This is a genomic window from Sphingomonas leidyi (assembly GCF_011761945.1).
GTDB classification, from domain to species: domain Bacteria; phylum Pseudomonadota; class Alphaproteobacteria; order Sphingomonadales; family Sphingomonadaceae; genus Sphingomonas; species Sphingomonas leidyi.
In genome coordinates, this window is sequence record NZ_JAASQV010000001.1 from 978,019 (window position 1) to 990,952 (window position 12,934).

At 68.0% G+C, this 12,934-nt stretch carries 12 protein-coding genes and 1 pseudogene; 5 read left to right on the forward strand and 8 right to left on the reverse strand.

All coding sequences use genetic code 11. The features are described from left to right. Positions 1-43: 43 nt before the first annotated feature. Positions 44-1,501: an alpha/beta hydrolase gene (locus FHR20_RS04845; RefSeq protein WP_167298457.1), complete on the reverse strand. Its 1,458-nt coding sequence runs from the start codon at positions 1,499-1,501 to the stop codon at positions 44-46. A gap of 111 nt (positions 1,502-1,612) precedes the next feature. On the opposite strand from FHR20_RS04845, the gene FHR20_RS04850 reads away from it, so the two are divergent. The 4 genes from FHR20_RS04850 (at position 1,613) to FHR20_RS04865 (ending at position 6,931) form a co-directional block, all read left to right on the forward strand. Then, on the forward strand, positions 1,613-3,049 hold the full coding sequence (locus tag FHR20_RS04850) for a LytTR family DNA-binding domain-containing protein (RefSeq protein ID WP_167298458.1): 1,437 nt from the start codon (positions 1,613-1,615) through the stop codon (positions 3,047-3,049). A gap of 134 nt (positions 3,050-3,183) precedes the next feature. After that, a complete protein-coding gene (locus FHR20_RS23120) occupies positions 3,184-6,333 on the forward strand; it encodes an intermembrane phospholipid transport protein YdbH family protein (protein WP_167298459.1) in 3,150 nt (1,049 codons plus the stop codon). A gap of 26 nt (positions 6,334-6,359) precedes the next feature. Continuing rightward, a complete protein-coding gene (locus FHR20_RS04860) occupies positions 6,360-6,554 on the forward strand; it encodes a YnbE family lipoprotein (protein WP_167299375.1) in 195 nt (64 codons plus the stop codon). After that, positions 6,554-6,931 (forward strand): YdbL family probable chaperone protein, encoded by a 378-nt coding sequence (locus tag FHR20_RS04865; RefSeq protein ID WP_167298460.1) that lies wholly within the window; start codon positions 6,554-6,556, stop codon positions 6,929-6,931. The genes FHR20_RS04860 and FHR20_RS04865 overlap by 1 nt, the downstream gene beginning before the upstream one ends. A gap of 18 nt (positions 6,932-6,949) precedes the next feature. Here the strand turns inward: FHR20_RS04865 and FHR20_RS04870 are convergent, their stop codons facing one another. The 5 genes from FHR20_RS04870 to FHR20_RS04890 all read right to left on the reverse strand — a co-directional run bounded on the left by FHR20_RS04870 (position 6,950) and on the right by FHR20_RS04890 (position 10,777). Beyond that, positions 6,950-7,651, reverse strand: a complete 702-nt coding sequence (locus FHR20_RS04870; RefSeq protein ID WP_208413510.1) for a 2OG-Fe(II) oxygenase — start codon at positions 7,649-7,651, stop codon at positions 6,950-6,952. 128 nt (positions 7,652-7,779) lie between these two features. Next, positions 7,780-8,430 carry a DNA oxidative demethylase AlkB gene (gene alkB, locus FHR20_RS04875; RefSeq protein ID WP_167298462.1) on the reverse strand — a complete coding sequence of 217 codons (651 nt, stop codon included), beginning with the start codon at positions 8,428-8,430 and terminating at the stop codon, positions 7,780-7,782. A gap of 69 nt (positions 8,431-8,499) precedes the next feature. Next, positions 8,500-9,915, reverse strand: coding sequence for a sensor histidine kinase (locus FHR20_RS04880; protein ID WP_167298463.1), 1,416 nt, complete (start codon positions 9,913-9,915; stop codon positions 8,500-8,502). A 20-nt stretch (positions 9,916-9,935) separates the two neighbouring features. Further along, entirely contained in the window at positions 9,936-10,607 is a 672-nt protein-coding gene (locus FHR20_RS04885) for a response regulator (RefSeq protein WP_167298464.1), read from the reverse strand. Positions 10,608-10,639: 32 nt separating this feature from the next. Next, positions 10,640-10,777, reverse strand: a complete 138-nt coding sequence (locus FHR20_RS04890; protein WP_208413402.1) for a hypothetical protein — start codon at positions 10,775-10,777, stop codon at positions 10,640-10,642. A 290-nt stretch (positions 10,778-11,067) separates the two neighbouring features. On the opposite strand from FHR20_RS04890, the pseudogene FHR20_RS04895 reads away from it, so the two are divergent. Continuing rightward, positions 11,068-11,388 (forward strand): annotated as a pseudogene (locus tag FHR20_RS04895) (helix-turn-helix domain-containing protein); the annotation flags it as partial. A gap of 20 nt (positions 11,389-11,408) precedes the next feature. On the opposite strand, the gene FHR20_RS04900 reads toward FHR20_RS04895, so the two are convergent. After that, positions 11,409-12,077 (reverse strand): hypothetical protein, encoded by a 669-nt coding sequence (locus FHR20_RS04900; protein ID WP_167298466.1) that lies wholly within the window; start codon positions 12,075-12,077, stop codon positions 11,409-11,411. 61 nt (positions 12,078-12,138) lie between these two features. After that, complete coding sequence (locus tag FHR20_RS04905; protein WP_243857123.1) at positions 12,139-12,711, reverse strand: hypothetical protein; 573 nt, start codon at positions 12,709-12,711, stop codon at positions 12,139-12,141. Positions 12,712-12,934: the final 223 nt, after the last annotated feature.

Consider the following 12,934-nt stretch of genomic DNA (forward strand, 5'->3'; position numbering starts at 1 on the left):
GCCGTCCGGAGACGGGGTGCCGGCCGCGCGGCACCCCGCCCGATCAAGCCACCTGGAACTTCGGCGGCGGCAGCGTCAGCCGGGTGTCGGCCACGGCCTCGCCGCGGAAGAAGCGCACCAGCAGGGGCTGCACCTCGGGATGCGCCTCGAAGACGTTGTGGCCGGCATTCTCGACGACGAGCCGGGACTTGCGCCGGAACTGCGCCGCCACTTCGTCCTGCTCGGCCAGGGGCGTGCGGCCGTCCAGCGATCCGGCAATCAGCAGGGCGGGGTGGTCGATGCGGATCGCGGCGCGGAAGCCGTCGCCCAGGTCGACGCCCGGGATGGCGCCCATCAGCTGCGGCATGGGGAAGTTCAGCGCCTCGCCCAGCACGGCGGTCCGCGCCTCGCGCCGGATCAGGGCCAGCCGGCGCGGCGATATTCCGGACGCCAGATCCATGGCCTCGGGCATTCCCCGCAGGTTCAGCAGGCCGGCCACGTCGCCCAGGAACGGCGTCAGCGCCGCGGTCTTGCCGGCATCCAGTGCCAGATAGAGGCCCGGCAGCATGGCGAGGGTGCGGGGATTGGCGATCAGCCCGCTCGCCAGCATCTGCACGCCGAAGCCGCCCATCCGGATCTCGGCCGGCGCGCCGTTCAGCGTGACCGCGGTCAAGGCCGGCTGCGCTTCCATCCGGGCATGCACGCGGCGCATCAGGGCCGACAGGTCCGGCACCGCCGCACGGGCGGCCGGGTCGGTGCCGAGCAGCGCGTCCACCTGGCGCAGATAGGCATCGATCCGTGCCGGCCGCTTCACCGTCTGGTCCTGGCCTTCCAGGCTGGACAGAGCCACGCGGTTCACTCTGTCGCCATGCCGCTTGAGCACGCTGAGCGCCAGGTGCGAGCCATAGCTGGTGCCCCAGAGGTCGATCTTCTCCGCGCCCAGATGCCGTCGCAGATCGTCGATATCGTCGGCGCTCTGCTCGGTATTGTAGCCGGCCATGGCCACGCCGGCCTTGGTCCAGTCGGCCCAGGCGCTCTGGAGTTCCGAACGGAAATAGGAGGTCAGCCCGGCTTCGGTGAATTCCGGCGCGGGACGCGTCGAGGCGGGCCGCTCCGGGATGGTGCTGGACAGGCCGGTGCCCCGCTGGTCGAAGGCGATGACGTCGGCCACGGCGCGCAGGGCCATGAAGATCGGAAAGCGCGGCCCGGTCGCCGCGCCGGTCGCCTCGCCGCCGGGTCCTCCGGCCAGGTAGATGATCGGCGGGCCCGGCCTGGCCGCCGTCGAGGGGAACCGGACATAGCCGAGCCGGATCTTGCGCGAACGGGGATCGCGGCGATCCTCGGGTACTTCGAAGAAGCCTCTTTCGGCATCGGTCTCCGCGTCGCGCCAGCCCTTGAAGCGGAAGGGGCCGGCCTGCGACGGAGGCGCGGTCTGCGCCGAGACGCGAGCGAACGCCAGGGCGGGAAGGGCGATGGCGGCGGCGGCGAGCAGGCCGCGGCGATTGAGCGATGTGCAGGTCATGCCGATGGCTGAGCCGCTCGCGGTGCCGACCGCCACCCCGCTTCGGTCAACGACAGCCGATCATCGGCGAATGGCGGTGCATCTCGGCGAGTGGAGCCCTAGAGGGGGCGCATGCGGCGAATCCTGTTCCTCACCATCCTCCTGATGGGCTTCGTGATCCCGGCCCGGGCCCAGGGCATTTCGTGGCAAGCCTGTCGCGGCGCGGCCGGTCCGGCGGGCCCGCTGCTGCGCGATTGCCACCCGATTCAGGATTTCGTCGACCCGCAGGGCCGCGAGCTCTGGATCCGCGCCGTCCTCGGCGCCCCGGCCGACGCCCGGCCGCGCGTCCTCTATGTGGCGGGCGTCGCCTCGTCCGAGGCCTGGCTCAACGGCCGGCACCTGGGCATCAACGGCCGCCCGGGCGCCACGGCGCAGGCCGAAATCCCCGGCCGCTACCAGGCGATCTTCCCGATCCGCGAAGGCGCCTGGCAGCCCGGCGGGAACCAGTTGGTACTGCATCTGTCGTCCTTTCATGGCGGCCTGCATTTCGCCCGCCCGATGAGCGCCCTGGCCGTGTTGCCCTATCCCCGTCCGCAACGCGTCGCGCCGCTGGCCGTCACGTTCCTTGCGGCCGGCAGCCTGCTGGCCGCTGTGTTCGGCTTCGGCGCCATCCATGCCATGCGCCGCACCGGATCGAGCCTGATCCTGGCCGGCATGGCCGCGGTCGCCACCTTGCAGGCGATCGTCGAGAGCATGCGGACGCTGTTCGACTATTCCTATCCCCTGCATGCTTGGCGAATGAGCGCCATCTGGGTGCTGGCGGCCAGTTTCGCGCTTCTGCTGGTGGCCTATGTCACGACCCGGTTCTTCCCCAGGGCCCGCGCGCCGATGATCGGCCTGGCCGTCGGCGTGATCGGTGCCACGGCGCTGCTTCCGGGCTTCGACATCAAGACGGCCTGGGCGCTGATCCTGGGGGTTGCGCTTGCCGTCGTGCCGGCTGCGGCGGGCGTGCGCCTGCGGGTTCCCGGCGCGCGGCCGGCCCTAGCCTATCTGGCGCTGTTCCTCGCCCTGGCCCTCGCATTTCCCGAATGGCTGGCCGATCTCTCCTATTTCCTGCTCGCCGCCGGCCTGGTGCTGCCGCTGCTGATGGTCGAAGTCGTTCGGCTCGGCCGGGACGATCGCGGCCGCGAGGCTGCCCTTACCCGCGCCGTCAGCCGCCCGGACCGCCTGACCGTGGCTTCGGCGCGGGGCGTCGAGCTGGTGCCGATCGCCGAGATCCTGGCCGTGGTGGGCGCCGACGACTATGTCGAGCTGCGGCTGGTCGGCGGCCGCAGCCTGCTGCATGCCGCGCGCCTCGACGGCCTGGCGGCGCAACTGCCGGGGAGCTTCCTGCGCATCCACCGCTCGGCGATCGCCAACCTGGCCCAGGCGCAACGCCTCGAGCGCGACGGCGATCGGTGGCGGCTATATCTGAGCGAAGGAGCGCCGCTGCCCGTCAGCCGCTCCCGCCAGCCCGCCCTGCGCGAGGCCCTGGACGTTCCTCCTGCCATGGCGGCGATGCCGGCATAGCGCATGGAGCAGAGGCAAGGTCGTGGCCGACGAATTCCCGTGCCGCTTGCCTTTGACGGAACCTTTGGGGGATGAAAATACTCTAGGAGATCGCGGCGCCGCAACCGAATGGGCGCTTGTTGGCTGGAGCGGGCGTGGACCTTAGTGACCAAGAAGCGGACGCCGGAAGCGCGCGAGCGGCTGCTCCGCGCGCGCCATGGCGTTGGCGCCGTGCGGCCATCGGTCTGCTGGTCCTCCTGGCCGTGGCGGTGGGGGCGGCATGGCTGCAGCGCCGCACGATCGCGCGCGGCTTCGTCGATCGCGAACTGGCCAGGCGCGGCGTTCCCGCCCGATATGAGATCGAGCAGCTGTCGCCCTGGCGGCAACGGCTGGTCAACGTGTCGATCGGCGACCCGCGCGACCCCGACCTCGTCGCGGACTGGATCGAGCTGCGTACGTCGCTCTACCCCTGGCGGGCGGAGGTGCTGGTGGCGAAGGCGGGCAAGGTCCGGGCCAGGGGCCGGATCGTCAACGGCGCGCTTTCGATGGGATCGCTGGACCGGCTGCTGCCGCCGCCATCGGGCAAGCCATTCTCGCTGCCCCGCCTGATCGTGGATGTCGCCGACGCCCAGCTCCGGCTCGACACCGGCGGCGGCCTGGTCGTGCTCGGCCTCAGCGGCAAGGGAATGCTGGCCGACGGCTTTGCCGGCACGCTGCGGGCCGACGCCTCCCGCCTGCGCATCGCGGACTGCGCCCTGGAGGGTGTCGCGGCCAGGATGCAGGTGGGCATCAGGCACGGGGCACCGCACCTCGACGGCCCGGTCCAGGCAGCGCGGATCGCCTGCGCGGATACCCATGTGACTCAGCTCCGTGTCGCGGTCCGGGCGGCGCTGGAAGCATCGCTGGCACGCTGGAAGGGCAGTGCCGACCTGGATGCCGCGGCCATGGATTCGCCTTTGGGGCAGTTGCGCCGGTTGCGTGGCGGCATCGGGTTCGATGGGGATGGCGCCCGTACGGAGGGCAGCGTCGCGCTGCGCTCCGGCGCGCTTGCCGCCGCGCAGGTCAGCGCGGGTTCGGCGGCGATATCCGGCCGCTATGCATTCGGCGGAACCGCTGCGTTCCAGGGCGAGGTCGCCCTGGAGGGAGCGGCATTGCCCGCGTCCCTGCTCGGCCGGGTCGCGGGCTATGGCAATGTCGGGCAGGGAACGCCGGTCGCGCCGCTGGTCCGCCGGCTCGTGCACGCCATGGGCGAAGCCGGCCGCGCCTTTGGCGGATCCGCGGCTCTCGAGCTCGCGATGCATGCCGATCGGACCACGCTCCGCGTGCGCCGGTTGGACCTTGCCGCGCGCTCGGGAGCGCGATTGCGTTTCGGCCAGGATACGGGGCTGGGGCTCGACCTGCGCGATGGCGGGCTCGATCTCGCGGGGCAGCTCTCGCTTGGCGGCGGCGGACTGCCGGATGCGGCGGTCCGCCTGTCCCGCCGGCCGGGGAGCCGCGAACTGCGCGGCACCGGCCTGGTGCGCCCCTATGTCGCCGACGGCGCCCGGCTCGAACTCTCGGGCCTCGATTTCAGCGTGCGCGGAACGGCTGGGGACGTACGGACCGCCATGACCTTGTCGGGGCCGGTGCGCGGCGGGCGCGTCGACGGGCTGTCGATGCCGCTCCTGGTGCACTGGGATGCGCAGATGCTCGCGGTGAACCCCCAGTGCAGCATGATCGGCTTTTCGCATGTGGCGATGGGCGGTGCCGTCCTGGACGGCGATCGCCTCAAGCTGTGCCCGCTCGGGCCGGCAATGGTCCGATGGGGGCCGCACGGGCTCGCCGGCGGTATTCGGCTCGCACAGCCGGAACTGAAGGGCAGCGTGGGCGACAGCGCCTTGCGCGTTGCGGCGGAAGCGGCACAGCTCGATCTGGCCGCCAGCCGGTTCACCGTCACCAGGGCTGCGGCGCGCCTGGGGGGCGATCGGCCGACCCGCCTCGATATCGGCCAGCTGGATGGCAGCTTCCGCTCGGGCCTGAGCGGGGAATTCGACGCGCTCGGCGGCCAGATCGGCGCGGTGCCGCTGCAGCTCTCGGAAGGCAAGGGCAGCTGGCATGTCGAGAACGGTGACTTCTTGCTGCGGGGCAGTTTCACCCTTGCCGACGCGGAGGCGGCGGCGCGCTTCGAGCCCCTGGCGGCGCCGAACGGCAGCTTGCGCCTGCACGACGGCAAGATCGACGCGCAAGCCGCATTCGTCAGCCCCAAGCACCAGCTGCCCGTGGGGACGGTGAAGATCGCGCATGACCTGGCCCGCGCGGAAGGACAGGCCCTGCTCGACGTGCCCGGCATCCGCTTCCATATGGACGGCCTTCAGCCCAGCGATCTCACTTCGCTGACCTATGGCGTGATCGCCGATGTGGACGGGCTCGTCGCCGGGACCGGCCGGTTCGGCTGGTCGGGCGACACGGTCGCCAGCACCGGCCATTTCACGGCGACCGATGTCGCCCTGGCTGCGGCCTTCGGCCCGGTGCAGGGGCTCACGACGCAGCTCGACTTCACCGACCTGCTGAACCTGCGCAGCGCGCCGGGGCAGACAGCCAATATAGCCGAGATCAATCCGGGCGTTCCGGTGCGCGGCGGCGTGCTGCGCTATCAGCTGCTCGACAGCCGCCGCGTGCGAGTGGAAGGTGCCCGCTGGCCCTTCGCGGGCGGCGAGCTCGTCCTGGATCCCACCGTCCTCGATTTCGACGTGGCGGGCGAGCGGCGGCTCACCTTCCATGTGAAGGGCGCCGACGCGGCGCTGTTCCTGAAGGAGATGGCCTTCGACAATCTGGATGCCACCGGAACCTTCGACGGCACCCTGCCGATGATCTTCGACGCGCGGGGCGGGCGGATCGAAGGCGGCGAACTCCGCGCCCGGACGGGCGGGCACATCGCCTATGTCGGCGAGGTATCGCGGCAGGATGTCGGCTTCTGGGGCAACATGGCGTTTCAGGCGCTGAAATCGCTGGACTACAAGGATCTCACCATCCGGATGAACGGCCCGCTGGCCGGGGAGATGATCACGGACATCGGCTTTTCGGGCGTGAGCCAGGGCAAGGGCACGAAATCGAACTTCCTGATCCGCAGGCTGGCGCGGCTGCCCTTGGTGTTCAACGTGCGGATCAGCGCGCCCTTCCGCCAGCTGCTGGACTCCATCCAGTCCTGGTATGATCCGCGCCGCCTCATCGAGCGCAACCTGCCGTCATTGATCGAGGAGCAGAATCGTGCACAGGAAGGCGCCAAGCCCGCCGTTCAGCCCCGAGAAAGCGCCCCTGTCCCATGAAAGGCAAGAATATGCAGCTTCGAAGCATGATACAGGCGTTGCCACACTGGATCGGGTACCTTGGAGCGGCACCGGCGATGCTCGCGGGCGGTTGCGTGAACGTGACCGCGCCCGACAAACCGATCGTCATCAACCTCAACATTTCGATTACCCAGGAAGTGGTCTATCGTCTCGACAACAAGGCGAAGGCCATAATCCAGGACCATCCGGGGATATTCTGATGCGCAAGTTGCTTCCCACCTTCAGCCTGGCCGCGGCGCTCGCGGTTGCCATCGCCGCGCCTGCCTTCGCGCAGCGGGATCCCGCCTATCAGGCGGCGCGCCAGGCCGGGCTCGTCGGCGAGCAGCCCGATGGCTATCTCGGCATCGTCGGCAGCCCGACGGCCGAGCTTCAGGCAATGGTGAACAACATCAACATCCAGCGGAAGCGCCAATATACCCAGCAGGCGGCGGCGAGTTCGACGGTCGAGCAGATGGCGTTCGTCACCGGCTGCAACCTGATCGCCCGCACCGTGGCGGGCGAGAAGTACCGGGCGCCCGATGGCCGCTGGCTCACCCGCGGCAGCGACGCGCCCGTCAGGGATCCCCGCTGCCTTTGAGCGGCGGGCGCCCCGGCCCTATGTCGCGTCGTGGAAGATGATCCCCAGGGTGTGGCGCGTGCCGGACCGCACGCGGCTCACGCCATGGCGCAGATTGACGCGATACGTGCCCCTCGTGCCTTGTACCGGGCGATGATGGACGGCGAATGCGACGGCATCGCCTTGTCGCAGCGGAACTATCTCGGCCCGGCTCTGCATGCGCGGCCGCTGCTCGGTCAGCACGAACTCGCCCCCGGTGAAATCCACTCCCGGCTCGGAAAGCAGGATCGCCACCTGGATCGGAAAGACGTGCGCGCCATAGAGATCCTGGTGGAGGCAGTTATAGTCGCCGGGGCCATATTGCAGGAGGAGCGGCGTCGGCCGACGCTGGCCAGCCGCATGGCATCGTTCGAGAAAGGATGCATGGTCGGCGGGATATCGCACGTCGATGCCCATACGGTCGTTCCACGCATTGGCGAGGTCCGCCAGGCGCGGATATAGCGCCGCGCGCAATTCGCCGACGAGATCGGGCAGCGGGTAGCGGAAGTAGCGATACTCGCCCTTGCCAAACCCGTGCCGGGCCATGTGCACCTGGCTTCGAAAGCGGCTCTCGTCGGAATAGGATGCCGCGATCGCGCGGCACGCTCCCGGGGCGAGCAGCCCGGGCAATATCGCCGAACCCTGGCCGTCCAGCTCCCGGGTAGCGGCCGGCCAATCATGGCCGGCGACCCGCGCCGCCATATTCTCCAAGGTCGTCAGGGTCATGGCATGCGCTCCTTGTGGTGCCTCGGGAGCATCGATATCGGGCGCTCAGGCTTGCCGAACTCCGGTCCTTGCTCTCGAACCTGCGACAATGGGTTCGATCGCGTTCAGCGGGCGCGTCGGAAGGTCAGGTTGATGCGCTGCCGGCCCAACTGGTCGTGGAAGCCGTCCTTCAGCTCCGCCACGCCGTGGAAGCGAAGGCGCGCCGGCCCGCCCCAGACGACGACGTCGCCATGATGCAGGGCGAACTTGCGTACCGGATCGTTGCGCCTGATCCCCCCGAACCGGAAGATGGCGGGCAGCCCGAGCGAAACCGAGACGATCGGTTGCGCGAAGTCCCGCTCGTTCCGGTCCTGATGCAGCGACAGGCGCGCGCCGGGCACATAGCGATTGATCAGGCACGCGTCCGGCCGGAATTGCGCATGGCCGGCCTGTATCGCCGCCAGTTCCGCCAGCGCCGCGAAGCATTCGGGCATCTCCGGCCATGGCTTGCGGGTTTCCGGGTCGATCGCGTCGTAGCGATAGCCGCTCCGATCGCTGACCCACCCGGCCGCGCCGCAGTTGGTCGTGGCGACCGACATGGCATGGCCGCCCGCCGTGACCATGTGCCGGAAGGGCGAAATGGCGGCGATGCCATGGATCGCCTCGATCAGCGCCGACGCGAACGGCAGTGCCAGTCCGCGCAGGAGCATCGCACCATCGGCAAGGGCTTCGCGTGCGGGTTCCTCCGCGAGCAGCGGAGTGAACAGGTCAGCCATATGCGCATCTTTCCGGCATCGCGAACGCCCTGCCGGCGGCGTCGATCCGCCGCACTCCGATCCTTGCCTTCAAATCGAGCCTGGGGCGCCTCGTCCCGCATCCCGATCGGCGTCGGAGGCGACGATCGATTTCTGGGCGAATTGCCATGCCTGCTTCCTGCGTGGCCTTGCCGGGCCGCTGGGGGCGATGGTGTCGGGGGGAGGGGGCACTGCCCGGAGCCTGACGACGCATCGCGTTCCATTCGGAGCGAGATTGTCGATCTCGAGCGTGCCGCCGCAGGCCGTCATGATCCGCTCCACGATGGACAGTCCCAGGCCGGCGCTGTCGGTTCGATTGGCGCCCTCCTTTCGGTAGCGCTTGATCTGCTTGGCCACGATCTCGACGGTGAAGCCAGGGCCGTCATCCGCCACGACCATGCTGCCGTCCTGCTCGACCCGGACCGAAACCGTGCAGCCCGCGGGCGTGTGGCGAACGGCGTTGTCGATCAGGTTCGTCAACGCGATCTGCACCAGTCCGGTTATGCCTTCTACCCAGGCATGAACGCCGGTGGGCGCCGTGAAGTTGATATCGTGATCCCGGCGAAGCGCGAGCGGCGCCATCACGCTGACCACTTCGCCGGCAAGCGCCACGGGATCGAATATCTCGACCCTTGGATGGTGGCGGTCCACGATCGCCAGGTCCATCAGCTGCTGGACCACGCGATTGGCCCGCTCGACGCCCAACTGCACGGCGTCGCGTTCGGGAGAAGGGTCGAGCGCTTCGAGACGCAGCGAGATAAGCGCCAGCGGCGTACGCAATTCGTGAGCGACATTGCCGATGAACTCGCCCTGGAAACGATAGCCGGCTTCCAGGCGGTCGAGGGCGTTATTGGTGGCGTGCACCAGAGGAACGGCTTCGAGGGGAACGCTCGTCGGCTCCAGACGGCGACCGATATGGTCCAGGCCGATCGCATCGGCCTGGCGGGCCATTCGCCGAAACCTGCCCGTCACGCGACCCAGGATGAGAAGCCCGATGATCAGCGAGGCGAACAGGGAGGCCGGAACGATCCAGCCGGAACGCTCGAGAAAGGTCGTGACCACATCGTCGACGATATGATTGGGAAAGGTTCGATCCTGCGCGACGACGATCCATTCCTGGCGCCCGGGCCGGGGGGCCGGGAGAGTCACCACGTCATAGCGACCATATTTGAAGAATATCGGCGTGTCGCCACGTTCGAGGTCGGCAAGGGGGATCGGAGGCAGGCCCGAACTGGACTCGAAGTCGAGGCCACCGGTATCGGTGACGCCGAGCCTGCCTTCGAAGGTGAAGCCGCCAGCCTGCGATCTTATGGGGCTGCCCGTTGCGATGATCAGAGCCTCATGCCTCAGCTTGTCCGCTACGAACTGATCGGCAGTCGTGCTCAGAAGATATCCGAGCAACATGGGCAGGAACACCGCCAGAAACAGCACGAGAACGACTTGAGACAGGAACAGCTGCCAGAACATCGATCTGGGGAAGTGAACCTTCACGAGTTCAGCAATATGTAGCCGATGCCGCGCACGGTCTTGAGCCTGACCTGTGCCGCAACGCTGTCCAGTTTTCGTCGGATCCGGTGGATATACACTTCCACTGCGTTCGAGCCCAGCATGTCCCCCGAGCCGAATAGCTGATCCTCGATGACGCGCTTGGAGAGGACATGGCCCGATCGACGCATCAGCAGCTCGAGCAGTTCGGCCTCGCGTTCCGAAAAATCGGCAGGCTCGCCTCCCACTCGCACTTCGCGGGTCCGGGTATCCAGCGACAGGTCTCCCACGGCGAGGAGATGTTCGACATAGCCGCCCTGCCGGCGGAGCACCGCGCAGATCCGCGCATGCAGTTCGGGAAAGAGGAAGGGTTTGACGATATAGTCGTCGGCACCGCTATCCAGTCCCTGGACGCGCATCTCCCCCTCGCCGCGTGCGGTCAGCACGAGAATTGGTTCCATGCGCTTATAGGCGCGCAGGCGCCGCAACAGGGCAAGGCCGTTCTCGTCCGGGAGACCGAGATCGAGGACGATGGCCGCATAGTTGATGGTCTGGATCAGGAGCTCGGCATCGCCCGCGGTCCTGGCAAGGTCGCAACGCACGTCGCGCTTCGCAAATGCCGAAACCATCGCATGGGCGAGGTCCGCATCATCTTCTACGATCAGCAAGCGCATCTAACTCGCTCCGTCGCGGCCAGGGGCCGCATCTAGTCAGGATCCGTCTCCGAACATGTCGGGGGCAAAATGCCGTCAGGATCGCCGGTGAAGGTATCGGCGGGCGCGCGGTCGGTCGGAAGCGCCGGATCGGTATCCACGTGGCCGTGCTCGATCATCGCCTTCGCCACGGCTTTCATCTGTCCCATTGCCGGACAGGATGGCGTGTACCTCATGAGGACGACTATCGTAGCGTTGCGCCGCGTCGACAAGCGGCTTCGCGTGGTGACGGGGCGGCTGTCGCCCTCCGGAAAACTCCCTAGCCACATGGCTGCCCGGTGGGCCGGGATAGTGCGGAATTCCGCCATTCCCCGACCGTGTCCCCCGGAAAGGCCGCGCGGGGCCTGTGCGGATTTGAGACAGCGCCCAATCGGCCGACATATACCCGTAAGGTTGGAGTAAGCAGCCTCGCCCACGAGGGGCTGGCCGAGTTTCGGCATGGCTGGATCTTCAGGGAAGCACCATGCGCGAGGCCAGTATCGGAGAATGCACCATGGAAGAACGAGCGCATTCCTATGACCATCTCACTCCCCGCGAACTGCAGGTCCTCGATCTCGCCGCCGGCGGTTTCTGTGCGAAGGAAATCGCCAGACGGCTCGAGATCAGTCCGAAGACCGTGGATCGCCACGTCGAGAACATTCGCCTGAAGCTTCGTGCCCGCAACCGCGCCCATATGATCCAGCTGGCGTTCCGGTTCGGTCTCCAAGGTCACCTCGACATTCCCTTCATCATCGCCGGTTGAGACAAGGCCCGTTGCCGCCCCTATTGCTGGGGCAGCGGCGGCGGCGGCGGCGGAAGCATGCCCTTGGGCGCTTGCGGCGCGAAGGCGTTCGTGCGTGCCAGGCGCGCGGCTTCCTCGTGGATCGCCGCCTGTACCGCCGGATTGTTCAGGTCCACCGGCCCGGCATTGGGGTTCCCGGGGATCGCGCGGCTGTTCGCGACGAGCATGGCCATGGGCGCCTTGCTGCCATCGGCGGCCCGATAGCGGCCGGGATCGGCGCCGGGGCATGTCGTGCCCGTGGCGGCGAAGAATGCATCGGCGCTCTTGCGATCCTGGCACATCCGGGCGACCGCGACATTGTCGAAGCCCATCGCATGCCATGCCGCGGCATCGGACCTGCGCGTACAGCCTTCGTCGCTGCGGCCGAAATTGAGGTTGATTCCGATCGGCCCGCCCGCAATGCCGCCGCCCGTGCCGATGAGGCAGGGATTGGCGCCGGCGAAATAGCTGCCCTGGACGCTCGGGGTGGTCCACTCATGCCCGCTATAGGTGACGGTCTCGTGGGCCGGAGCCTCGCTGACCGGACCGGTGATCGCCTCGACGGTCACCGCACTGTTGGTCGTGGCGGTATCCGACGTGTTCTGCTGGGCGTTGGCGGCTGTGGCACTGACCATCAGGACGAGGGTCGCCGCGACTGCTAGGTGCTTCATGATCGAACTCCTGAACGGAAAGGGAGGCGGGACGGCGGCTGCCGCCCCGCCTGTAAGCCTCCTATTCGACGGTCCAGCCGAGCGAGCCGAACCCGAACCCCACCAGTCCCACTGCTCCTGCGGCGTTCCAGTCGATGCTCGCTGCATTCACGTTGGTGGTGTTGGACGCATTGAAGTTGGCGGTGAACTTGTAGTCGCCGGCGCTCTCGCCGAAGTTCATCACCTGCATGTTCAACGCGGCGTTTCCGTGCGTCAGGCCGCCATAGACGCCGGCATTGTAGCTGTTGCTGGTGATCGATCCGACGCCCGAGGGGCTCACGCTGGAGCTGATCGAGGTGCCGGCGTCACCGACTCCGCCGACCACCGCATAGCTGGTGCCGCCGGGCAGGCTGTTGATGTTCATCGTACCGCCGAAACCACTGCCGGACGACGCCGACAGCTCGTTGTTGATGGTTCCGCTGACTCCGCTGGTGCTGGTGCTGCTCAGCGAGTCGGTATTGATGCCGCCATTGGTGAAACCGCCGACACCCACGCCGATACCTCCGCCGATGTTGCCGGAGCCCGACGATTGGGCGAGGGCCGGAGCGGCCGTGAGTACCGCCAGGGCTGCTGCGCCGATTGCAATAATCTTCATCATACATCTCCTACCGTCCCAGCGACTGCTGGTGGCCGGATTAGGACATGGGGGCAGGCTTACAGCTATCCGGCGGAACCCGCCCGATGCCTTCCGCCTTACAGCGCTCCAACATGCTAGGCCGTGGGGGATTTCCCGGGGGGCGTTAGCCGTGCGGAGGCGTTGCCGCGAAGGAAACATGTTTCCTTACAGCGGGATAGCGGTCGATCGTCTGCAAATCGAT